The organism is Shewanella sp. Shew256 (genome assembly GCF_002196695.1).
GTDB classification, from domain to species: domain Bacteria; phylum Pseudomonadota; class Gammaproteobacteria; order Enterobacterales; family Shewanellaceae; genus Shewanella; species Shewanella mangrovisoli.
On record NZ_NAJR01000009.1, the window covers coordinates 154,290 to 178,463 of the forward strand.

General features: G+C 50.5%; 20 protein-coding genes. 17 read left to right on the top strand and 3 right to left on the bottom strand.

Going from position 1 to position 24,174, the window contains the following annotated elements; genetic code table 11:
- Positions 1–434 precede the first annotated feature (434 nt).
- From leuA to glpK, 6 genes are all read left to right on the top strand, one after another.
- Positions 435–2,003: a 2-isopropylmalate synthase gene (gene leuA / locus B5P39_RS16550; RefSeq protein ID WP_088212316.1), complete on the top strand. Its 1,569-nt coding sequence runs from the start codon at positions 435–437 to the stop codon at positions 2,001–2,003.
- Between the two features lie 51 nt (positions 2,004–2,054).
- The gene (gene leuB / locus B5P39_RS16555) at positions 2,055–3,149 is read left to right on the top strand and encodes a 3-isopropylmalate dehydrogenase (protein WP_011718509.1); all 1,095 of its coding nucleotides are present in this window, start codon (positions 2,055–2,057) and stop codon (positions 3,147–3,149) included.
- Complete coding sequence (leuC, locus tag B5P39_RS16560; protein ID WP_088212317.1) at positions 3,149–4,573, top strand: 3-isopropylmalate dehydratase large subunit; 1,425 nt, start codon at positions 3,149–3,151, stop codon at positions 4,571–4,573. Before leuB ends, leuC begins: the two co-directional genes overlap by 1 nt.
- 24 nt (positions 4,574–4,597) lie before the next feature.
- Positions 4,598–5,203 carry a 3-isopropylmalate dehydratase small subunit gene (gene leuD / locus B5P39_RS16565; RefSeq protein ID WP_086903068.1) on the top strand — a complete coding sequence of 202 codons (606 nt, stop codon included), beginning with the start codon at positions 4,598–4,600 and terminating at the stop codon, positions 5,201–5,203.
- Between the two features lie 528 nt (positions 5,204–5,731).
- Positions 5,732–7,081, top strand: a complete 1,350-nt coding sequence (locus B5P39_RS16570; protein ID WP_088212318.1) for an outer membrane protein transport protein — start codon at positions 5,732–5,734, stop codon at positions 7,079–7,081.
- Between the two features lie 186 nt (positions 7,082–7,267).
- Positions 7,268–8,752, top strand: a complete 1,485-nt coding sequence (gene glpK, locus B5P39_RS16575; protein ID WP_088212319.1) for a glycerol kinase GlpK — start codon at positions 7,268–7,270, stop codon at positions 8,750–8,752.
- Positions 8,753–8,819: 67 nt separating this feature from the next.
- Here the strand turns inward: glpK and B5P39_RS16580 are convergent, their stop codons facing one another.
- The 3 genes from B5P39_RS16580 to B5P39_RS16590 form a co-directional block, all read right to left on the bottom strand.
- A complete protein-coding gene (locus B5P39_RS16580) occupies positions 8,820–9,140 on the bottom strand; it encodes a hypothetical protein (protein ID WP_088212320.1) in 321 nt (106 codons plus the stop codon).
- Between the two features lie 95 nt (positions 9,141–9,235).
- On the bottom strand, positions 9,236–10,315 hold the full coding sequence (locus tag B5P39_RS16585) for a PepSY domain-containing protein (protein ID WP_088212321.1): 1,080 nt from the start codon (positions 10,313–10,315) through the stop codon (positions 9,236–9,238).
- Positions 10,312–11,016 carry a peptidase gene (locus B5P39_RS16590; RefSeq protein ID WP_088212322.1) on the bottom strand — a complete coding sequence of 235 codons (705 nt, stop codon included), beginning with the start codon at positions 11,014–11,016 and terminating at the stop codon, positions 10,312–10,314. Before B5P39_RS16590 ends, B5P39_RS16585 begins: the two co-directional genes overlap by 4 nt.
- Before the next feature lie 517 nt (positions 11,017–11,533).
- Here B5P39_RS16590 and mraZ point away from each other — a divergent pair.
- The 11 genes from mraZ to murC are packed head-to-tail and all read left to right on the top strand — an operon-like array spanning position 11,534 to position 24,080.
- A complete protein-coding gene (mraZ, locus tag B5P39_RS16595; RefSeq protein ID WP_011624306.1) occupies positions 11,534–11,992 on the top strand; it encodes a division/cell wall cluster transcriptional repressor MraZ in 459 nt (152 codons plus the stop codon).
- A 30-nt stretch (positions 11,993–12,022) separates the two neighbouring features.
- Positions 12,023–12,964 carry a 16S rRNA (cytosine(1402)-N(4))-methyltransferase RsmH gene (gene rsmH, locus B5P39_RS16600; RefSeq protein ID WP_011624305.1) on the top strand — a complete coding sequence of 314 codons (942 nt, stop codon included), beginning with the start codon at positions 12,023–12,025 and terminating at the stop codon, positions 12,962–12,964.
- A gap of 12 nt (positions 12,965–12,976) precedes the next feature.
- The gene (ftsL, locus tag B5P39_RS16605) at positions 12,977–13,291 is read left to right on the top strand and encodes a cell division protein FtsL (RefSeq protein ID WP_011624304.1); all 315 of its coding nucleotides are present in this window, start codon (positions 12,977–12,979) and stop codon (positions 13,289–13,291) included.
- A gap of 13 nt (positions 13,292–13,304) precedes the next feature.
- Positions 13,305–15,056 (top strand): peptidoglycan glycosyltransferase FtsI, encoded by a 1,752-nt coding sequence (locus B5P39_RS16610; RefSeq protein WP_011624303.1) that lies wholly within the window; start codon positions 13,305–13,307, stop codon positions 15,054–15,056.
- A complete protein-coding gene (gene murE / locus B5P39_RS16615; protein ID WP_088212323.1) occupies positions 15,053–16,534 on the top strand; it encodes a UDP-N-acetylmuramoyl-L-alanyl-D-glutamate--2,6-diaminopimelate ligase in 1,482 nt (493 codons plus the stop codon). Before B5P39_RS16610 ends, murE begins: the two co-directional genes overlap by 4 nt.
- Positions 16,531–17,913, top strand: a complete 1,383-nt coding sequence (locus tag B5P39_RS16620; RefSeq protein ID WP_088212324.1) for a UDP-N-acetylmuramoyl-tripeptide--D-alanyl-D-alanine ligase — start codon at positions 16,531–16,533, stop codon at positions 17,911–17,913. Before murE ends, B5P39_RS16620 begins: the two co-directional genes overlap by 4 nt.
- A complete protein-coding gene (gene mraY, locus B5P39_RS16625) occupies positions 17,914–18,996 on the top strand; it encodes a phospho-N-acetylmuramoyl-pentapeptide-transferase (protein ID WP_011624300.1) in 1,083 nt (360 codons plus the stop codon). It abuts the gene before it with no gap.
- Between the two features lie 6 nt (positions 18,997–19,002).
- Positions 19,003–20,322 (top strand): UDP-N-acetylmuramoyl-L-alanine--D-glutamate ligase, encoded by a 1,320-nt coding sequence (gene murD, locus B5P39_RS16630; RefSeq protein ID WP_088212325.1) that lies wholly within the window; start codon positions 19,003–19,005, stop codon positions 20,320–20,322.
- Positions 20,312–21,523 (top strand): cell division protein FtsW, encoded by a 1,212-nt coding sequence (gene ftsW, locus B5P39_RS16635; protein WP_011624927.1) that lies wholly within the window; start codon positions 20,312–20,314, stop codon positions 21,521–21,523. Before murD ends, ftsW begins: the two co-directional genes overlap by 11 nt.
- Positions 21,523–22,611 (top strand): undecaprenyldiphospho-muramoylpentapeptide beta-N-acetylglucosaminyltransferase, encoded by a 1,089-nt coding sequence (gene murG, locus B5P39_RS16640; protein ID WP_088212326.1) that lies wholly within the window; start codon positions 21,523–21,525, stop codon positions 22,609–22,611. Before ftsW ends, murG begins: the two co-directional genes overlap by 1 nt.
- A 2-nt stretch (positions 22,612–22,613) precedes the next feature.
- Positions 22,614–24,080, top strand: coding sequence for a UDP-N-acetylmuramate--L-alanine ligase (murC, locus tag B5P39_RS16645; RefSeq protein ID WP_011624929.1), 1,467 nt, complete (start codon positions 22,614–22,616; stop codon positions 24,078–24,080).
- Positions 24,081–24,174: the final 94 nt, after the last annotated feature.

Genomic DNA, 24,174 nt, shown 5'->3' on the forward strand with positions numbered 1-24,174 from the left:
TCTCAAGGCTTTTTTGCATAAAAAATGATTTTTTTGTTCAAATTTTGACTTGAGCCATTTTGTGGATTTTTCTCTACTGACAAGGGATTAACAAGAGTCTTGTCGAGTGAATATGGGTAAATTTTGCTATTTTGCAGCAAATAACTCGAAGAACATGAAAAAAATTGGGGTTGACACACTTAAGCAAGCGAGTTAAATATTAACCGTCCTTATTTTGAGTCAATAGAATAAATATTTAATTTAAATGAATAGAATTAGCAGCAAACTCGACCTCCTCCTTCTCTCTCTCGCGCCACAAACGCGGAGGTCTTAGTGTTGCTCGCTCGATAGATAGGCAAAACACTCATAAACCCCGCACCAATGTTGCGGGGTTTTTTGTATCTGAATACGGCAAAAGTTAAATAATGAACGGTGACGTTCCATGGAGAAGCGAGATGTCTAACAGAGTAATTATATTTGATACCACCTTACGTGATGGCGAGCAGGCGTTAGCGGCAAGCCTGTCGGTCAAAGAAAAGTTACAGATCGCCATGGCGTTGGAACGTCTCGGTGTAGATGTAATGGAAGTCGGGTTTCCCGTGTCTTCCCCCGGTGATTTTGAGTCGGTGCAGACTATTGCCCGTACCATCAAAAATAGCCGTGTGTGCGCCTTATCCCGCGCCTTGGAAAAAGATATCGATGCCGCCGCCCAAGCATTGTCGGTTGCCGAACAGTTCCGCATTCATACCTTTATCTCCACCTCGACTATCCATGTGGAGAGCAAGTTAAAGCGCTCATTCGAGCAAGTGTTGGAGATGGCGGTGGGCGCAGTGAAATATGCCCGCAGGTTTACCGATGATGTAGAATTTTCCTGCGAAGATGCGGGGCGCACGCCAATCGACAACCTGTGCCGTATGGTAGAAGCGGCGATTCACGCAGGGGCTCGTACCATCAATATCCCTGATACCGTGGGTTACACAGTGCCAAGCGAGTTTGGGAGTATTATTCAAACCTTGTTTAATCGCGTACCGAATATCGATCAAGCCATTATCTCCGTTCACTGCCATGACGACTTAGGCATGTCGGTGGCTAATTCGATCACCGCCGTGCAGCATGGTGCTCGCCAAATCGAATGTACCATGAACGGTATTGGTGAGCGTGCGGGTAACTGCTCCCTAGAAGAAATCGCCATGATCTTAGCGACGCGTAAGAATCTGCTGGGAGTTGAAACTGGGATCAATGCTAAAGAGATCCACCGCACGTCGAATCTGGTCAGCCAGTTGTGCAATATGCCGATTCAGTCTAATAAGGCAATTGTGGGCGCGAATGCCTTTACCCACTCTTCGGGGATCCACCAAGATGGCATGTTAAAGGCGCAAAACACCTATGAAATCATGACGCCAGAGAGCATCGGCCTAAACCGTAACAACCTGAATATGACCTCGCGCTCAGGCCGCCATGTGATTAAGCATCGTATGGAGGAGATGGGCTACAGCGAGCAGGATTTCAATCTGGATGCCCTGTACGAACAGTTTTTACATTTGGCCGATAAAAAGGGTCAAGTCTTCGATTACGACTTAGAAGCCTTAGCCTTTATGGAAGCGCAAGCGGCGGAAGATAACTTCTATCAATTACAGCAGTTAGTGGTGCAGTCCGACTCCACAGAAGGTGTTGCCACGGCTACTGTACGCATCGATGTCGGCGGTGAGATTAAAACCGAAGCCGCGACTGGTAATGGTCCCGTTGACGCCGCCTATAACGCCATTGCCCGTGCGACGGACCGTCGTATCGATATCATCAGCTACAAATTGGGCGCTAAGGGCGAGGGGCAAAATGCGCTTGGCCAGGTCGACATTACCGCGGTTTACCATGAACAAAATTTCCACGGTGTTGGGTTAGCGACCGACGTGGTTGAGGCATCAGCCCGTGCGTTAGTGCACGTGATGAACCTGACTTGCCGTGCCGATAAGGTCGCAGATTACAAACAGAATATGCATAAAAACAGAGAGCTGGGTGGCGTATAACCCAAGCAATATCGAGCATAAAGTTTTCACATTGAAGGAGTGAGCGGGCGTATGAGTTATCAAATTGCAGTATTAGCCGGGGATGGTATTGGGCCAGAAGTGATGGCCGAGGCGCGTAAGGTGTTAAAGGCGGTTGAGGCACGTTTTGGTCTTAACATTGAATACTCTGAATATGATGTCGGCGGTATCGCCATCGACAATCACGGTTGTCCATTGCCTGAGGCAACACTGAAAGGTTGTGAAGCGGCCGATGCCATTCTATTCGGTTCAGTCGGTGGCCCTAAATGGGAAAAACTGCCGCCCAATGAACAGCCAGAGCGTGGTGCATTATTGCCGCTACGGGGTCACTTCGAACTGTTTTGTAACCTGCGCCCGGCGAAATTGCATGATGGTTTAGAACATATGTCACCGCTGCGCAGCGATATTTCTGCTAGAGGCTTCGATGTTCTCTGCGTGCGTGAGTTAACGGGTGGGATCTACTTCGGTAAACCTAAGGGGCGCCAAGGTGAAGGTGAGAGCGAAGAAGCCTTCGATACCATGCGTTACAGCCGCCGCGAGATTGCCCGTATCGCACGCATTGCCTTTGAAGCCGCCCGCGGCCGTCGTAAAAAAGTCACTTCGGTCGATAAGGCAAACGTCTTAGCTTGCTCGGTACTGTGGCGCCAAGTAGTAGAAGAAGTGGCGGTGGATTTCCCTGATGTTGAGCTGGAACACATTTATATCGACAACGCGACTATGCAGTTGCTGCGCCGTCCCGATGAGTTTGACGTTATGCTGTGCTCTAACTTGTTTGGCGATATTTTATCGGACGAAATCGCCATGCTGACCGGCTCCATGGGTTTGTTGTCTTCGGCGAGTATGAATAGCACTGGCTTTGGTTTGTTTGAACCCGCTGGTGGCAGTGCGCCGGATATCGCGGGGAAAGGTATTGCTAACCCGATTGCACAAATTCTGTCGGCTGCACTGATGCTGCGTCACAGCTTAAAGCAAGAAGAAGCGGCGAGTGCCATTGAGCGCGCCGTGAGCAAGGCGCTGAATTCTGGCTATTTAACCGGTGAGCTATTAAGTAGCGACCAACGCCATAAGGCCAAATCGACAGTCGAAATGGGCAACTTTATCGCCGATGCAGTTAAGGCAGGTGTGTAATGACGACTCCTTCAACATCAAACGCTCCGAAAACCCTGTATCAAAAGGTGTGGGATGCCCACGTTGTGGCAACCCCAGAGGGCGAAGCGCCGATCATTTATGTCGACAGACATTTGGTTCACGAAGTGACATCGCCCCAAGCCTTTAGTGGCTTAAAAGTGGCTGGGCGTAAGTTACGCGCTCCAGAGAAAACCTTCGCGACCATGGATCACAACACTTCGACGCGCAGTGCTAGCCTAGATGCTTTAAGCCCTATGGCACGCACTCAGGTCGAGACCTTGGCGCAAAACTGTAAAGACTTCGGCGTGCGCTTATATGACATTCACCATCCTAATCAAGGGATTGTGCATGTGATGGGGCCTGAGCTTGGCATTACCTTACCCGGCACAGTGATTGTGTGTGGTGATTCCCATACGGCGACTCACGGTGCCTTTGGCGCCTTGGCTTTCGGTATTGGCACTTCCGAAGTGGAGCATGTGCTGGCGACGCAAACCCTGCGCCAATTAAAAGCCAAGACCATGAAAATCGAAGTACGTGGTCAGGTTACCGATGGCGTCACCGCTAAAGATATCGTACTGGCGATTATCGGTAAGATAGGTATGGATGGCGGCACTGGCTATGTGGTTGAGTTTTGTGGTGAGGCCATTGAAGCGCTGTCGATGGAAGGGCGCATGACAGTCTGCAATATGGCGATTGAAATGGGCGCTAAGGCGGGCATGGTCGCGCCGGATCAAACCACGTTCGATTACCTAGAAGGCCGTGAGTTTGCACCAAAGAGTGAGGATTGGGCAGAGGCCGTCGCCGCCTGGAAGGCGCTGAAAACCGATGTTGGCGCTGAGTTTGATGCCACTGTCGTGTTAGATGCGGCCGATATTGCGCCGCAGTTGACTTGGGGCACAAACCCTGGACAAGTGGTTGCCATCGATGCACCCGTGCCGAATCCTGCCGATGAGGCGAATCCGACGATTCGCGCTAGCATGGAAAAAGCCTTGGACTATATCGGCTTAACTGCTGGCACGCCGATGACAGACGTCGCGATTAACAAAGTCTTTATTGGTTCTTGTACTAACTCGCGGATTGAAGATTTGCGCAGCGCGGCGAAACAGGCCAAAGGGCGTAAAGTGGCTTCGGGCGTTACGGCAATCGTAGTGCCGGGTTCTGGCCAAGTGAAGGCACAGGCCGAGGCCGAAGGTTTAGATAAAATCTTTATCGAGGCCGGATTCGAATGGCGCTTACCGGGTTGCTCTATGTGTTTGGCTATGAACGATGACAGATTAGAAGCGGGCGATCGCTGCGCCTCGACCAGCAACCGTAACTTCGAAGGGCGCCAAGGTCGTGGTAGCCGTACCCATTTGGTGAGTCCTGCGATGGCGGCAGCGGCGGCGATTGCTGGGCATTTTGTCGATATCCGTAAACCTTACTAACCGTAATCCCAAGAGGAGAAGTTAATGCAACCTTTTACTAGCCATACCGGGCTTGCGGTCATGATCGACAGCGCCAATATCGATACCGATCAAATTATCCCGAAGCAATTTTTATCTAAGGTGACACGGGATGGATTCGGTGTGCACTTATTCCACGACTGGCGTTATCTCGATGATGCCGGGGATGTGCCCAATCCTGATTTTACTCTAAACAAACCTCGCTATAGCGGTGCGTCGATTCTGCTGGCACAGGAAAACTTTGGCTGTGGCTCCAGCCGTGAACACGCACCATGGGCGCTGGCGGATTTTGGCCTGCGCGCCATTATTGCCCCGAGCTTTGCCGATATTTTTTATGGAAACTCCATCAATAACGGTTTGTTGCCAGTGAAGCTGAGCGCGAATGAAGTGCGTCAGTTAATGGATGAGGTGGCGAGCGAAGAAGGCGCACAAATCACAGTCGATTTAACGACTTGTAAGGTGACATCGCCTTCGGGAGCTGAGTTTAGCTTTACGTTGGCCGAGTCGGCGCGGCATAAATTGCTGAATGGTTTAGATGCCATTGGCTTGACCTTGTCCCACGGAGTGCAGATAGGCGAGTACGAATCACAAATCCCAAGTTGGCGATGCTAAGCATTCGGCGAACACTTGTACCTTAATGGAAGTTAATCTTAAACGCCTAGTTCGAAAACTAGGCGTTTTTATTATCTACGCTTAAATTGTGAATGCTAATCTATTGTATTTATTGATTTAAAATGAATGCGGTCTTTCCTGTATCGCAATCAAAATGAGCGGCAGTGATTTATGCTGAATTTTAATGGGTAAAATGGCTTACAAGTGTTTATAGGTTTTTCTTCTATTAATGCATTGTTTATAAAGCAATTTAATCATCGATGTAGTAACGTTGAAAAATGTTTTCAGCAAATGATGCTTCGCGTTTTCACTTATTATTCTTGTTTTAAAAGTGATTTATCTCACTAAAAATATTGAATGTCTTTTAGTGGCTAGTTTTTTTGTCTGTTTTATTCCCGCTTGTTGCAAACATCTTCTGCATCGGTAAACTGCCTCGCATTCAATCTGGAGTGTTTGCTCTATTTTGTGTGAACGCCATTGTGACCAGGTTACTGGCACAGATAACAATAATATTTTCTGAGAATAACAATGCAAAAACGTCTTCTGACTTTGGCTGTGACTGCGGCCTTATTAAGCACAACGACTCAAGTCCATGCAGCGGGTTTCCAACTGGCTGAATACTCAGCGACGGGTTTAGGCCGCGCCTTTGCCGGTGAAGCCGCAATTGCCGATAACGCTTCAGTTCAAGGCCGCAACCCAGCGATGCTGACCTATTTAGAAGGCCGTCAGCTGTCTGCTGGTGGTATCTATGTGATGCCTAACGTGGATGTAAAAGGTGATGTGAGCTTAAGCTCGCCATTGCTGGGCCCAAATCCCGTTGAAATGAAAGGCGGCGATGCCTTAGATGTGGCCGATGATGCGTTAGTGCCTAACTTTTATTATTCCAACCAGTTAAACGACCAATGGACTTGGGGTCTGGCGGTTAACTCAAACTATGGTCTGTCAACTGAGTTACCTAAAACCCACGCTGCGGCGATTTTCGGTAATAAAACTGCGGTGACTACTGTTGAGTTTAACCCTAACATCGCTTACCGCGTAAATGATGCTGTCAGTGTCGGTGGTGGTGTACGTATCGTTTACGGTGAAGGTGAAATCGGTGCCTCGTTACCGGGTTGGGTCGATGGCATTAAACCCGCACTACCAGCACAAGTGTCTGCCATGCTACCACCGGGTGGCACTGAGCTGAAAAGCATGAAAGGCGACGACATTGGTTACGGCTGGCAACTAGGTACGAGCTGGCAGATTAATCCAGCACACCGTGTCGGTCTGGCGTATCACAGCGGCGTAAAGCTTGAGTTAGAAGGTCATGCATCAGGTGTGATTTACGATGGCGGCCAAAATCTGTCGATTGAAGGTTACATTCCGCTCGAACTGCCTGCATTTGCCGAACTGTCGTCTTATCACCAATTAACCGATAACTGGGCAATGCATGCCAGCGTTAACTGGACCGATTGGAGCGTATTCGACCAGCTAGTGGCTTACTTCCCAGGTGAAGTTAAACCAAAGGGCGACTTAGAGTCTGACTTAGTCAAAGAAGAGCACTTTGAAGATAACTGGCGCTTTGCCTTAGGTACCACCTATCAAGTCAGCAATGAATGGTTAGTGCGCGCGGGTGTGGCCTTAGATAAAACGGCGGCCACTAATGAATGGCGTACTACGACTATCCCTGACTCTGACCGTCTGTGGTTCTCTGTTGGTGCGGGCTATCAGGCAACTAAAAACCTGAATGTTGATTTCGCGCTGACCTATATTCGTGCCACGGGTGATGCGCCAATCAACGAGCAGCAAAATCTGCTTAACCTAGCCACAGTGAACTTCAACGGTGACGCGAGTGGTGATGTTTGGTTAGCCGGTATCCAAATGAGCTACAAGATGTAATCATCTAGCTGATGAAAAGCCCTGAATCTTCAGGGCTTTTTTGTGCCCCAAATAACGTGGCTTGATGCGCATTTGCCAGATGTTGGCTGGTCATGGCCGCCAATTGCGAATATATTCAGAGCATAATCAATGAGTCATTAAGAATCTGCCGATTTGAATATGGCAGAGGACAAATAGGATAGTCGTGTGCAGAAAAAATACGTAGTGGCGTTAGATCAAGGCACAACCAGCTCAAGGGCGATTGTGTTTGACCACGATGCCAATATTGTTAGCGTCTCGCAGCGGGAGTTTACTCAGCTTTATCCAAACCCCGGCTGGGTGGAGCATGATCCCATGGAGATCTGGGCGAGCCAAAGTTCGGTGTTGATCGAATCCCTTGCTAGAGCGGGGATTCACAGCGATGAAGTGGCAGCCATTGGTATCACCAATCAGCGCGAAACCACCATTATCTGGGAAAAGGCCACAGGCAAACCCGTTTATAACGCCATTGTGTGGCAGTGTCGTCGCAGCTCAGAGGTCTGCGAGCAACTCAAGGCCCAAGGCTTAGAAGATTATGTGCGAGAGAATACTGGCCTTTTGCTCGACCCTTATTTTTCAGGCACTAAGATCAAATGGATCCTCGATAATGTGCCGGATGCGCGTGCGAAGGCCAAACGAGGCGAGCTCTTATTCGGCACGGTTGATACTTGGTTGCTGTGGAAACTCACTGAAGGCAAAGTGCATGTGACCGATCCCACCAATGCCGCCCGCACGCTGCTGTTTAATATCCACAGCCTGAGCTGGGATAGCAAGCTGCTGGAGGCGCTCGATATTCCTGCGGCCATGCTGCCCGAAGTGAAACCTTCCTGCAGTGTCTATGGCACAACCCGTATTGCCGGTGAGGGCAGCGAAATTCCACTCGCGGGGATCGCGGGCGATCAACAGGCTGCGCTCTTTGGCCAGCTTTGTGTTGAGCCGGGAATGGCTAAAAATACTTATGGCACTGGCTGCTTTTTATTAATGAATACAGGCAATAAAGCCGTACGTTCATCCCATGGTTTATTAACCACAGTGGCGGTCGGTGCTCAAGGTGAAGTGAGTTATGCCCTTGAAGGCTCAGTGTTTATGGGCGGCGCGACCATACAATGGTTGCGCGATGAGCTGGGGCTGATCCGCGATGCCAGCGATACCGAATATTTTGCCGCTAAAGTCGCGGATACCAATGGCGTGTATTTAGTGCCTGCCTTTGTCGGGCTTGGTGCACCCTATTGGGATCCTAATGCCCGTGGCGCACTGTTTGGGTTAACGCGTGGCGCTAATCGTAATCATATTATCCGCGCGGCATTAGAGTCGATTGCCTACCAGAGTAAGGATTTACTCGATGCCATGATTAAGGATAGTGGTGAGCGGCTTAAATCCCTTAAGGTGGATGGTGGTGCGGTTGCTAATGACTTCCTCATGCAATTTCAAGCGGATATCACCGACGTTGAAGTTTTAAGACCGAGTGTGTGTGAGACTACCGCGCTTGGCGCAGCCTTTTTAGCGGGACTGGCGGTTGGCTTTTGGACATCAGTGACCGAACTTAAGCATAAGGCCTGTATCGATAAACACTTCAAACCTAATATTGATGCGAGTCAAAGGGAGCGGTTATATGCGGGCTGGCAAGATGCGGTGGCCAGAACTCGTTCTTAGTTTCTTTTAGGCTTGAAACACATAAGGCGCACCCTGAGGTTGCGCCTTATTTATTAACGGCAGTAAGTTAAACTTCGATATCGATGATGTGCTTACTGGGCGATTGCGCTGTGTCAGCGGTATCGTCAGTGACTTCGAGCACCACACCCTCTTTTAAGTCTTGTTGTTTGTCCGATGCGCGGCGTTTTTTATTGCGACTGGCATTGTTATTTTTGCGTCTTTCCCTGACTTTCACATCTAAGGTGGGCGGTAATTGCGACTGCGGGGTTTCATGGCTATCGGGCGCATTGGCGGTCGCACCGCTAACCTGATCGACGACCCGTTTGGGGGTAAATACGGGTTTTGCTGGCTGTGCCAGCATAGCGTAAAGACTGTCCAATCCACTCATAGCGCCTCCTTAATTGATGACCTCTTAGCTGCTTATCGGCCGGAGTTGCTTAATATTTAGACTATACGCCGATTTAAGCCTGTGCGCGATACTCTCTAGCGCTCGGACTGTGGCCAATATCTGTGCTGGGCTTTGGTGGCTAATTCAAGTTTGCCAGGATGTGCCTCGTGTTGGCAGCTTAGGCGAATGCCTTGTGCTAGCTCTGTGGCGGTGAGTTTATCCAGATCATAATCATTGGGGCTGGGTGGCTGCTCGACAAACCTGAGTTTACACAGACCGCAGCGTCCGCCACCGCCGCATTGGGTCCTTAATCTTTCACGCCCTCGATTAATGCTCTCTAAATAAGTGCCATTGAGATCGGTAAACTCGGCCAGCGGTTGAGCGTCTTGAGTAAAAAGTGTCAGTTTTCCTATGGCGGCTTTGCGCTTCAAGAATGGCAGGGATAACTGACCTTGATGAAGTTTATGCCCAAGGATGTAAATCCCCGAAAGACCTAACAACAGCGTGGCAATGCTGACAACTTGTACTAATAAGTGATTAAAACCAATGCCATTACTGGGAACATAATCCATAAAATGCAGCATAAACAGCAGATCCTTGAGATCCGATTGACGATTTTGGTGGGCAAGAACCGCACCCGAGGCGGTATCGATATAAATTCGCGTTCCGACTTCATCTGCGGCTGTTAGCATGGCAACTGGGCCACTGGCATCGAATGGTGTTTCGCGGGTGAGGATTTGCGGTGCGCTGAGTTCACCTGAGCCCGAGTAGCTCTGTTTGGCAATCGCGACTATCTCAGCATCGTTCAAGGATAGCGGCTTGAGTGAGTCCGCCCAAAACCAGCGAGTTTGCTGAGTTGTAGTGAGGGCATACACGGCGCGGCTCAGCACTGAGGTTAGCTTAAGTTCGATAATGCCTTCTGCTTGATATTGTTGCAGTAGGTTTTCCGTGGGGGCGAGTGCAGTAGTGGGGCTCGCCGTTTTATGAGTGGCGCGATATGGGTTCGCGTCCAAAAACCTCTCGTCAATTAGGTTAAAGGCGAGTCCAGTCACGACCCAAATCAATAATTGCAGGCCAACGATAAGTCCGAGCCATTTATGTAAGGTTTGCAGTAGTAAGCTGATGGAATGCTTGCTGCCAGCGGTGCTGGTATGGCGAAGAGTCGAGAAGCTCATACAGCCTCCTCACGATTTTGGTTTCGAAAACTGATATAGGCCAAGGCGATACCAAAGAGTGCGGTCAACAGGGCGAGGCTAGTCATTAGCGTAAGTAACGGATTATGCACATTCTCCCGCGTCTCGTAGTCCATAATATGCAGCATCCACATCAGATCGAAGAGTCGCCAATAATCATGGCGCGCGCTGACCACTTGTCCAGTGACTGCCGAGATATAGAGTGTCGAATGCATGGCATCGTCTAACGTCAGTTGCCAAACGGGGAGCACGCGGGCAGGGATTTCACTCGGAGCGTTCTGCTCAATGAATGTCGAGCCGATAAATTTAGCCTGACCCGTATAGACTCGCTGTGCGGCGTCGAGCGCCTGCTGTTTATCAAGCAGTGGTAATACTTCGCCAGTCTCACTGCTAAAGCGCTGTAATTTCCCAGCTATTTTAGCGCTGTACCAAAGTGAGTCTTGATAGGCATACAGGCTGATATCCGTCGCATCGGGATGCGCATTAGTAAAGTCCGCAAAGCTATAGGCGGGAGCATCCACTTGGAATATCGCCGTACTTGCCTTATCTACCAATAGTTTTCCGCGAATAAACTCTATATCCATCAGCACCATGTAGGCACCCGTTCCTAGCCAGATCAGCAATTGAATGGCGGTTATCAGTGCAAACCACTTGTGGCAGGTACGGATCTGAGTCGCTGTCATAACGTTATTCTTTGAGTTTATCCCGCGGGAGTTTTGATCTTCCTCGCAATCGTGAAATAAAAGCCTTCCTAAATTGCAGAATAAATCCGCAATCAAAAATAATATTTCAGCGATTTATGCTAGAAATTGACGCTCTATAAGCTTATGCGAATGTAAAAATTGAGTCTATTTTGTTGTGCTTTGTGAGTCTAGCGTGATTTGTCTAACGGGAAAATCCCACATTTAGCGAAACTCTATGGCAAATATTGCATTGCAACTGCCTGAAAGCAAAAGGCTGCTGCTTTTTTGCTCGCATTTTATTCCTGCGCTTTCCATCGTTTAGCTGATTTTTCGCTGATCTTTTTGTCAAAACTTTGTCGCTAAGTTATGGGCTCAACATGCTGCTAACCCGCTTGCCGACTGGCTTTATAAAAGGATCCCATCCCTTGACAATGCTTGTCTACTATCCCTAAACTTAGCATTTGTGGGAAATAGTGGATATTTGTGGATCAAAAATCAAAGGATAGGATGAATTAGCGTGTTTCGTGGAGCCAGTGCTATCAACTTAGATACAAAGGGACGGATCGCTATTCCAGTGCGATACCGCGAACCTTTGCAGCTAGAGCACCAAGGCCGCATCGTCATCACAGTCGATATTCAATCTGCTTGTTTACTCCTTTATCCCATCCACGAGTGGGAATTGATCGAAGCTAAGTTACTCAAGCTTTCAGATACCGACAAAACCCAACGATCCCTTAAGCGCATGTTGCTGGGTTATGCCCATGAGGTCGAACTCGATGGCAACGGGCGCATATTACTGCCACCGCCGCTAAGGCAATACGCCAATTTAGATAAGCGCATCATGCTGGTGGGACAGTTAAACAAGTTTGAGCTGTGGGATGAGCAAGCTTGGCTGCAGCAAATTGATGAGTGTCAGGAAACGATTCGAAGCGAGGAGCTCGCGAATAACGAGCGTCTGGCGGATTTTTCACTCTAACGAGTCGCATAACTAAATAAGAAGAGAGTAATGAGTCAAGAATTTGCCCATTTATCCGTTCTGCTCGAAGAAACGGTCGGCGGTTTGAACATCAAAGACGATGGCATCTATATCGATGGCACGTTCGGCCGCGGTGGTCATTCAAGACAAGTACTGCAAAGACTGGGTGAAAACGGACGTCTGATTGCGATCGATCGTGACCCTCAGGCCATTGAAGCTGCAAAACAATTCGCCGATGATCCCCGTTTTCAAATCGTACATGGTGGTTTTGGCCAGCTAGCCGATTACGTCGAAGAGCTTGGTCTCGTTGGCAAGATTGATGGCGTGTTACTCGACTTAGGTGTGTCTTCACCGCAGCTCGATGATGCCGAACGTGGTTTTAGCTTTTTGCGTGATGGCCCGCTCGATATGCGCATGGATAACAGCCAAGGCGAAACGGCGGCCCAGTGGTTAGCGCGCGCCGAAATTGAAGATATGGCGTGGGTATTTAAAACCTATGGCGAAGAGAAAAATGCTCGCCATATTGCCCGTTGTATTGCGGCTGACCGCGATAAAACCCCGTTTTTACGTACCAAAGATTTAGCCGATTTGATTGCGCGGATCACTAAAAATAAAGAGCGTAACAAACACCCTGCAACCCGGGTGTTTCAGGCGATCCGTATCTATATCAACAGTGAATTAGATCAAATTGATCAAGCGCTTGAAGGTGCATTAACTGTACTCGCACCACAGGGACGTTTATCGATTATCAGCTTCCACTCTCTGGAAGATCGCATCGTAAAACGTTTTATTCGTCGCCATAGCCAAGGTGAGAGCGTGCCCCACGGCCTGCCAATCACCGAAGATCAAATTAACAAGTCGCGTAAATTGCGCGCCATAGGTAAGGCGATTATGCCTTCCGATGAGGAAATTGAACGCAATGCCAGAGCGCGCAGCTCAGTGTTACGCATTGCCGAGCGATTAGATTACTAGAGGGCAAACAAAGTGAGTAAGCCCTCATTAAATCTGCCACGGATTGTGTTAAACGACCTGTGGCAACACAAATGGATCTTGTTACTCGCACTGCTCGTGCTCAGTAATGCTGTGGCTGTGGTGTATACCAGCCATGTGAGCCGTAAGCTCACCACCCAATGGGATCAGCTACTGCAGGAGCGTGACAGATTAGATATCGAGTGGCGCAATTTATTATTGGAAGAGCAATCCCAGACCGAGCACAGCCGGATCACGCGGATTGCATCAAAGGATCTCAACATGAGTCGACCCTTACCCAGCGAAGAAGTTGTGGTAAAGGTGCCGTGAACATAGGGAAGATATGACTAGGCAAGCAAAAACCAAACAGGCCAGCAAAAAGCAAAAGCCACAACTGATCCACTGGCGTTTATACGTCGTGGTAGGCTTTGTATTTGCGATGTTTTCGAGCCTTGTGGGTCGTGCTGCTTATATCCAAATTATCGAGCCCGATAAGCTGCGTCACGAGAGCGACATGCGTACCTTGCGTACCACTAGTCGTGAGGTGCAGCGTGGCTTAATCACCGACCGTAACGGTGATATGCTGGCAGTGAGTGTGCCAGTGCGAGCCGTGTGGGCCGACCCTAAACAAGTCAATGATAACAATGGTTTTACCGATATGCGCCGCTGGCAAGCGCTGGCGGACGTATTGCACGAACCCGTGGAAGATGTGCTCGAAAAGGTGCGCAGTAATCCAACCAAACGTTTTACCTACCTTAAACGCCAAGTCACGCCTGCGGTGGCAGACTACATCACTCAGCTTAAATTGCCAGGGGTGTTTTTAAAGTCCGAGTCCCGCCGCTACTATCCCGGTGGTGAGATCACCGCCCAGCTTATCGGTATTACCAATATCGACGATGTCGGTATTGAAGGGGTCGAAAACGCCTACAACAGTTGGCTTACAGGTACACCATCTAAACAAAAAGTGCGTAAATCCCGCGATGGTCATGTGGTTGAGCGTCTCGATATCGTTCAGGAAGGCGAGAGTCCAAATGATCTTGTGCTGAGTATCGACCAGCGTATTCAACAACTTGCCTACCGTGAACTAAAGCGCACCACTGAGATGAACCAAGCGACCTCTGGCTCGATTGTGGTGCTCGATATCCACACGGGTGAAGTGTTGGCTATGGTGAATACGCCATCCTACAACCCTAATTCGCGCGACAATCTGCAAACCTTCAGAATGCGTAACCGCGCCATGACGGATACCTTTGAGCCAGGCTCGACCATTAAACCTTTTGTGGTTGCTGCGGCGTTAGAAGCGGGCACGGTTAAGTCGACCGATGTGATCCCGACTTCACCTGGCTGGATGCGTTTAGGTGGCCGCCAAGTACGTGATGCAACTAACTATGGCGATATGACGCTGGCACGTATTCTGGCGAAATCCAGTAACGTGGGGATCAGTAAACTCGCCCTGTCGATTCCAGTGCAGCAGTTATTAGGCACCTATCAATCCATGGGCTTAGGCAGCTTCTCGGGGATTAACCTCACGGGTGAAAGCGCGGGTTTGATCCAAGACCGCCACCGTTGGTCTGATTTCGAGCGCGCGACCTTATCTTTCGGCTACGGCCTAACGGCCACCACGCTGCAACTGGCGCGGATGTATGCCACTTTAGGTAATGGCGGCACGCTATATCCAGTATCGATTTTAAAACTGAAAAAGCCGCCTGAAGGTGAGCGCGTGATCTCACAAGAGGTCGCTCACGATGTGCTGCAAATGATGGTAGGTGTGACCGAAAAAGGCGGCACAGGTACGCTTGCGCATATCGATGGCTATCCCGTCGCGGGTAAATCGGGCACCAGCCGTAAGGCGGTAGCTGGCGGTTATGGTGATGATTATGTTGCGTTATTTGCTGGCGTCGCGCCGGTGAATAATCCCAAACTCGCGATTGTTGTCGTGGTGAACGAGCCGAAAGGCGATCTCTATTATGGTGGTTCAGTGGCAGGGCCGGCATTCGCGAAGGTGATGTCAGGCGCACTGCAAATGTTAAATGTCGAACCCATTTCCGATAAAGAACAGGTGCAATTGGCGGGACTCGCCGGGAGAACTGAATGATGTTGTTAAGGGAGCTATTAGCGCCTTGGTTCCCCTACGCGGGCGAACAAACCTTCTTAGATTTGACTTTAGATAGCCGCGCAATACGTCGCGGCGATGTGTTTTTAGCGCTGCCAGGCCATAAGGTCGATGGTCGTCAATTTATCGATAAGGCCTTAGCTCAAGGTGCGACTGCGGTATTAGTGCATACGGATAGCATTGAAGAGCAGGGCAAAGTTATTGCGACTGAGCAAGGCGTGCAGATTTATTTTTATCAGTTAGCTAAGCAAGTGTCTGCGGTCGCCGCAGTGCGCTATCCCGTTGTCCAGGGCCAGTCTATGGGCATTGTGGGAATTACAGGAACCAACGGCAAAACCTCGACCAGTCAGCTCTGCGCGCAATTAGTGACGCTACTTGAGGGTAAAGCGGCGGTGATGGGCACGCTCGGCAATGGCCTCTGGGGCGAGTTAGTCGATAGCGGTAATACGACCGCCGATGCCATTACCCTGATGCGTCAACTACATGAGTTTGCAGACAAAGGCGTTAATACCTGTGCGATGGAAGTCTCAAGTCATGGTTTAGTGCAAGGTCGAGTCGATGCAGTGCCCTTCGATGTGGCGGTATTCACTAACCTGACACGTGATCACTTGGACTACCACGGCGATATGGAAAACTATGCCGCGGCCAAGCAAATGCTGTTTCGTTTCGACGCCCTGCGTCACGGCTTAGTGAATCTCGATGATCCCGTTGGCGCCGCTTGGTTATCCGAGCTGGCAAATGTCCCAGCGAAGATGTGGGGCTTTAGCATTGAAGCGCATACCGAGGCGGCGTTTTACACTAAGAATGCCCAATTTAACTACCAAGGCGTGCAGGCGACATTAGTCTGGCCAGAGGGCGAAATCGACATTCGCTCCCCTTTATTAGGCGCCTTTAACCTCTCGAATTTACTCGCTGCTTTATCAGCCTTGTATTTACAGGGCATGGATATGCGTGCGCTGGCCGCCAAAGTGCCTTATTTAGTGCCCGTGGCTGGCCGCATGGAACGTTTCACCACCGCGGACAACATCACCTTAGTCGTCGATTATGCTCACACCCCGGATGCGATTGAGCAGGCGCTTAATGCCCTGCGTCGTCACTGCGCGGGCGAGTTGTGGTGCGTGTTTGGCTGTGGCGGCGACCGTGATAAGGGCAAACGTCCGCTGATGGGACAAGCGGCTGAGCAATTTGCCGATCGCATTATGGTGACTAGCGATAATGCCCGTAGCGAAGATCCTAACCAAATTATTACCGATATTATCCAAGGGCTGACTCACCCAGAGCGTGCGCTGACCGAGGTTGACCGTGTGGCTGCGATTAAACACGTCGTCGCGCAGGCTAAACCTGGGGATGTGATTCTGCTTGCGGGCAAAGGCCATGAAACTTACCAAGAGGCGGCAGGTGTGCGTCATGACTATGATGAACGCGCCCTGGCACGTCAGTTATCGGAGCAAAGCCAATGATCCCAATTTCCCTCGAGGCACTAAGCCAACACTTAAGTGCGCATCGAGTCGGTGACGATGTCACCATCCAAGCATTAAGCAGCGATAGCCGTAAAATCGGCCCTGCGACCCTGTTTGTCGCCTTAAAGGGCGAGCGTTTCGATGGCCATGATTTTGCGGCCACGGCAATTGAAAATGGTGCCGTTGCACTAATGGTCGAACGTCTATTGGCCTTCGATGTGCCACAGCTTATTGTTGCCGATTGCCAAAAGGCCATGGGCGCGATTGGCGCTTATGTACGTGACCACGTGGATCCCATTTGTGTGGCCTTAACCGGCTCCAATGGCAAAACCAGCGTGAAAGAAATGATCGCCACAATTTTATCGGCGAAGCATCAAGTGCTTTACACCGCTGGCAATTTTAATAATGAAATCGGTGTGCCACTCACTTTGCTGCGTTTAACGCCTGAGGATAAGTACGGGGTGTTTGAGCTTGGCGCTAACCATAAAGGTGAGATTGATTACACCTCGAGTTTGGTGCGTCCTCACGTAGCCTTAGTCAATAACGTTGGCAGCGCCCACTTAGAAGGCTTTGGTTCACAGGCGGGTGTCGCCCAAGCCAAATCGGAAATCTACAACCATCTGCAACCCGGTGGCACGGCGATTATCAATGCCGATGATGCCTTTGCCGATGTGATGCGGGTGAAAGCGAAACAATATAAGCAGTTAAGCTTCTCCCAACAGGAGGGCGCGGCTAAACGTCAAATCGATGTGATTGCCACTGGCCACAAAGCCAATAGCGAAGGTTGCTATCGCTTTATCCTCAATTACGCGGGAGAGTCCTGCGAAGTGACTCTGCCCCTCGCGGGTCGTCACCAGGTTAGCAACGCACTAGCTGCGGCAAGTGTTTGTATTGCTTTAGGATTGAGCCTGAAGGAAATCGCCGAGGGCTTGAGCCAGTTGACCCCTGTAAAGGGGCGTATGCAACCCACTCAATTAGGACGTGTTCGCTTAATCGATGATAGCTATAATGCCAATCCCGTGTCAGTGGGGGCGGCTATCGCTTGGTTAAAGGAAATTTCTGAAAATCGCTGTTTGGTACTGGGAGATTTGGGCGAATTAGGCGACAATGCGCCCCTTTTACACGCTGAATTGGGACAACTGGCTAAGCAACAGGGAATCGATGCTCTGTTCTGTACCGGTACCTTAACTCAGCACACTAGCCAAGCTTTCGGGGCGGAGCACCATGACAGTGTGGCGACGTTAGTAGAAAAACTCATAAAACACATCAACCAGTTGCCGGGACAGGTGACGGTTTTAGTTAAAGGTTCACGTAGTGCCGCAATGGAGCGGGTCGTGGATGGCCTAACAGTAGCCTTCGGGCGTGGGGAGTTAGTGTAGATGCTGGTGTATCTGGCCGAGTATTTAACCCGTTTTCATACTGGGTTTAACGTATTTTCCTATGTGACATTTCGAGCCATTTTAGGCTTGTTAACCGCATTAATGTTTAGTTTATGGTGGGGTCCTAAACTGATTGAGCGTTTGCAATTAATGCAGATTGGCCAAGTTGTGCGTAACGACGGGCCAGAGTCGCATTTCAGTAAACGCGGTACGCCGACTATGGGCGGCCTGATGATTTTAGGCGCCATCTTTATCAGTGTACTGTTGTGGGGCGATCTCGGTAGCCGTTATGTGTGGGTGATGCTGTTTGTATTGGGCAGCTTCGGCATGATCGGTTTTATTGATGATTACCGCAAAGTCGTGCGCAAAGATACTAAGGGACTGATCGCGCGTTGGAAGTATATTCTGCAATCCTTAGCGGCGTTGATCATTGCTTTTTTCCTCTACACCACAGCGTCTAACCCAGGGGAAACCCAGTTAGTCGTGCCTTTCTTTAAGGACGTGATGCCACAGCTTGGCGCTGTGTTTATCGTATTGGCGTATTTCACTATTGTTGGCTCGAGCAACGCGGTAAACCTAACCGATGGCCTCGACGGTTTGGCGATTATGCCAACTGTGATGGTGGCCGCGGCATTCGCCTTGATTGCTTATCTGTCTGGCCATGCTCAGTTTGCTAATTACCTGCACATTCCGCATTTACCCGGTTCGGGTGAGTTAGTGATCGTCTGTACTGCGATTGTGGGCGCAGGCTTAGGCTTTTTATGGTTTAACACTTATCCAGCACAGGTCTTCATGGGCGATGTGGGCTCGCTGTCTTTAGGGGCAGCCTTAGGCGCGATTGCGGTACTGGTTCGCCAAGAGATCCTATTAGTGATTATGGGCGGTGTGTTTGTGATGGAAACTGTGTCTGTGATCCTGCAGGTTGGTTCTTACAAGTTACGTGGCCAGCGCATTTTCCGCATGGCGCCTATCCATCATCACTATGAGTTAAAAGGTTGGCCTGAACCACGCGTGATTGTCCGCTTTTGGATTATCTCGATTTTCTTAGTGTTACTCGGCTTAGCCACGTTGAAGTTAAGGTAATCGCTCATGCAAAGTCAGTATTCACACATAGTGTTAGGTTTGGGTGCCACCGGGCTCTCGGTAGTGCGCTATTTGTGTGGAAAAGGCATTACGCCCTTAGTGATGGATAGCCGTCGCCAACCTCCCGGTGCGGACACCCTTGCCAGCGCATTCCCTGAGGTGCAGCTGATTGCCGGCGGATTCGATTGCCGTTACTTAGTGCAAGCGACGCAAATCATTATCAGCCCTGGCATTGCGATTGATACACCCGAGGTGCGCGCTGCACTGGATATGGGGATTGAAGTCATTGGCGATGTGGAGCTATTTGCCCGTGAGATTGCCGACCGTAAACCTTGTGTGATTGGAATTACTGGCTCAAACGGCAAGTCGACCGTCACCACCTTAGTGGGTGAGATGCTGCGTGAAGCCGGCATGGCAGTGGCCGTGGGGGGCAACATTGGCATTCCGGCGCTCGATCTGCTGACGGAAAATGCCGATATTTTTGTGCTTGAGCTGTCGAGCTTCCAGCTCGAAACCACCCACAGTTTAAACTGCGTGGCGTCGACCTGTTTGAACGTGACCGAAGATCATATGGACAGATACAGCGATATGGATGCCTATCGCAAGGCCAAGTTGCGTCTGTACCATCAAAGCCGCTCCATCATCTTTAACCGTGATGATGCGCTGACTATCCCGACTGAGCCGATGAACCAAAACAGCTTTGGTTTAGCGCCGCCAGAGGGCGACGAGTGGGGCATTTGTGATAGCAAGATTTACCACGGTCACAGTGAAATTATGCCGATCACCGAAGTATCGCTGATTGGTAGTCATAACCATGCCAACTTACTCGCTGCTATGGCGCTGGTGTATGCCGTGGGCGTCGATAAGCAAGTCATGGCTAAAGTGGCTCGTACCTTTACTGGCCTTTCTCATCGCTGTGAAGTGGTCGGTGTGAAAGCGGGCGTGACCTATGTGAACGACTCTAAGGCGACCAATGTTGGCGCCACAGTCGCGGCGCTCGATGGGTTAAGCGATCACTTAGGTGACATTATTTTAATTGCCGGTGGTGATGGTAAGGGCGCGGATTTCAGTCCGTTGGTCGAACCGTTAACGAAAGTGACACACCTCATCACCTTAGGCCGCGATGGTAATAAGATTGCCGCATTGAAGGAAGGGGCCATCAAGGTGGACTCTATGGCTGCTGCAGTGGCTAAGGCCGCCGAGTTAGCCACTTCGGGCGATATCGTACTCCTATCGCCAGCCTGTGCGAGCCTAGATATGTACAGCAACTTTATGGCTCGTGGGGATGATTTTAGAAGCCAAGTGGAGCAACTCGATGGCGAGTGATGCAAGACAGCTCAGCCTGTTTGGGCGAGTGCTGAACGCACTGCCTAACTGGCAACGTGATAACGAGGTGCCGGGCGTGCAATTGTACGACCGGGCTTTGCTCACGGCCGTGCTGTCTTTAATTGGCTTTGGTTTTGTCATGGTAATGTCGGCCTCTATGCCTGAGGCGCAAACGCTGACGGGTAATCCCTTCCACTTTATGACCCGCCATGTGGGCTATCTGTTGGGATGCTTAGTGATTGCTGCTTTTGTGCTGAGGGTCGAGATGCAAACTTGGCAGCGGATGAGCCCCATCATGTTGCTAGGCGTATTTTTGATGTTGCTGGCGGTGCTGGTTGTCGGTACCACTGTAAACGGTGCGACCCGTTGGTTATCCATAGGTCCCATTCGTATTCAGGTGGCCGAGGTCGCTAAGTTTGCGTTCTCTGTGTATATGGCGGGTTATCTGGTACGTCGGCATCAGGAAGTGCGTGAAAATGCGAAGGGCTTCTATAAGCCGATTGCGGTATTTGCGATCTACGCGATTTTGATTTTGATGCAGCCCGACTTAGGTACCGTGGTGGTGTTATTCGTCGGTACTGTGGGGCTGTTGTTCCTCGCGGGGGCGCGTCTGCTGGACTTCTTCGCGCTGATTTTTGCCGGGGTGTTGGCATTCGTGGCGCTGGTTCTGCTCGAGCCTTACCGTATGCGCCGGGTGACCTCGTTTTTAGACCCTTGGCAGGATCCGTTCGGCAGTGGCTATCAGTTAACGCAATCGCTAATGGCCTATGGTCGGGGTGATTGGTTTGGCCAGGGCCTAGGTAACAGTATTCAAAAGTTGGAGTACCTCCCTGAGGCACATACCGACTTTATCTTTGCCGTGATCGGTGAAGAGTTAGGTTTTATCGGCATTATCGCTGTGTTATCCGTGCTGCTGTTTGTGGCATTGAGGGCCATTCGCCTCGGCAATTTATGTCTGGCGATGGACAAAGCCTTCGAAGGTTATCTGGCCTATGCCATCGGGATTTGGATCTGTTTCCAGACCGTCGTTAATGTGGGCGCAAGCATTGGTATGTTACCAACTAAAGGGTTAACACTGCCCTTTGTAAGTTACGGCGGTAGTAGTCTATGGGTCATGACGGCGGCGGCAATGACATTGCTGCGCATCGATTATGAGCGGCGCATGAGTTTAGTTCAGGCCGTGCAAGGGAGATTGAAGTAATGACCGACGCGGGTAAACGTATTTTAGTCATGGCAGGCGGCACGGGCGGACATGTGTTCCCGGCGCTCGCGGTGGCAAAATATTTAGCGCAGCAAGGTTGGCAAGTGCGTTGGTTAGGCACCGCCGACCGTATGGAGGCGCGTTTAGTGCCTCAGTATGGCTTCGATATCGATTTTATCGATATCAAGGGCGTGCGTGGCAATGGTTTAGTGCGTAAATTAGCGGCGCCTTTTAAAGTAGTGCGCTCGATTCTACAAGCCAAGGCCGTGATTGCCGAGTTCAAGCCCGATGTGGTGCTGGGCATGGGCGGATTTGCCAGCGGCCCGGGCGGTGTGGCGGCGAAATTGGCTGGCGTGCCCTTAGTGCTGCATGAGCAAAACGCCATTCCGGGAATGACCAACAAGTTACTCTCGCGAATTGCGAATCAAGTACTGTGCGCCTTTAAAAATACCTTCACTCAGGAGAAGGCCAAGGTGGTGGGTAACCCTATTCGTCGCGAGCTTATAGCTTTAGGTGCCGAGCCTAAGCAAGCCGCGGATGATGCTTTAAAAGTCTTAGTGGTGGGCGGCAGTTTAGGCGCCAAAGTTTTTAACGACTTAATGCCTGAAGTGGTGGCCGCGCTGAGTAAGCAGCAGTCGATTACGGTTTGGCATCAAGTGGGTAAGGATAATCTGACGGGCGTTAAGTCGGCTTATCAACAGCAAGGACAAGAGGGCGGCGTTAACGTTGCCGAATTTATTGATGACATGGAAGCCGCCTATCGCTGGGCGGATGTGGTATTGTGCCGTGCCGGCGCGCTGACGGTATCCGAGTTAGCGGCGGTGGGACTACCGAGTATTCTGGTGCCTTATCCCCATGCCGTGGATGATCATCAGACCCGTAACGCCCAAGTATTGGTTGAGGCTGGCGCCGCTTTCCTATTGCCGCAGGCCATTTTGGACGTGAATAAGCTGGTGAGTAAATTACAGTTACTCGCCAATGACAGAGCAGAATTAGCCCAAATGGGCCAAAGAGCGAGAGATGTTGCCGTACTGGATGCGACCGAGCAGGTGGCCCAAGTGTGTATTGCTCTCGCCGAGAAAGGATAGGTATGACTAAGACAGAAAGATACTTACAGCTAAGAAGTATGATCCCCGAAATGCGCCGGATTAAGCGTATTCATTTCGTCGGCATTGGCGGCGCGGGCATGGGCGGGATTGCTGAAGTATTAGTAAATGAAGGTTATGTCGTCAGTGGTTCAGACATAGCGCAAAACGCCGTGACTGACAGACTCTGCCTGCTGGGCGCGAAAATTCATATCGGCCATGGCGCCGATAACGTGCAGCAAGCCGATGTGGTGGTGGTCTCGACTGCGATTAATCCTGAGAACCCAGAGATTATTGCGGCGAAGGAATTGCGTATTCCCATCGTACGCCGCGCCGAGATGTTGGCCGAGTTGATGCGTTATCGCCATGGTGTGGCGATTGCGGGGACTCACGGTAAAACCACGACCACTAGTTTGATTGCCAGTTTGTATGGTCAAGCGGGTCGCGATCCGACCTTTGTGATTGGTGGCCTGCTGAACAGTGCTGGTACTAATGCTCGCTTAGGCACGAGTCGTTATCTTATCGCCGAAGCCGACGAGAGTGATGCGAGCTTCCTGCATCTGCAACCTATGGTCAGCGTGGTGACGAATATTGAAGCCGACCACATGGACACCTACGGTGGGGATTTTGAAAAGCTCAAATCGACCTTCGTGGACTTTTTACATAACCTGCCATTCTATGGCGTGGCGGTAGTGTGTATCGACGATGCAGTGGTGCGTGAGATTATGCCGCGTATTGGTCGCCATATGATCACCTATGGCTTCAGTGACGATGCCGACGTGCAGGCACTGAACTTCCATCAGCAGGGTCACCAATGCCGCTTTACCGTCAGACGTAAAGGCAAGGAAGATTTAGATCTGCTGCTTAACCTACCGGGTCAGCACAATGTATTAAATGCGCTCGCGGCAATTGCCGTGGCGACAGAAGATGAAATCGATGATAGCGCCATCATTCAAGCCTTGGCTGAATTCCAGGGTATTGGCCGTCGTTTCCAACACTTAGGTAAGTTCGCGACGCCAAAGGGCGAAGTGATGTTAGTGGACGACTATGGTCACCACCCCAGCGAAGTGGCGGCGACCATTAAAGCGGCGCGTGCAGGCTGGCCGGATAAACGCTTAGTCATGGCCTATCAGCCACACAGATACACTCGTACCCGTGACTTGTACGAAGACTTTATTGAAGTGTTATCTCAAGTGGATTGCTTGTTGTTACTTGAGGTGTATAGCGCGGGTGAAGCGCCGATCCCCGGTGCCGATGGCCGTGCACTGTGCCGCTCGATTCGCTTGCGCGGACAGTTAGATCCCATCTTTATCGCCAGCCCAGATCAGTTAGCCGAAGTGCTACCCGATGTGTTGCAGGAGGGGGATTTATTGTTGACCCAAGGTGCGGGTAATATAGGCGCCCTGTCGCGCCAGCTAGCCGCCTCTGAATTGGGCTTTAGCACTGCCGCGACAACCGAGGTAAAACCTTGATGTATTGCGGAACAACTCGGGTTTAAAGGAAATTTTGACCCGAGGCTTTAGCTCTATATAATGGCCGATTTTCTGTGGTTTTTAGTAGTGTCGT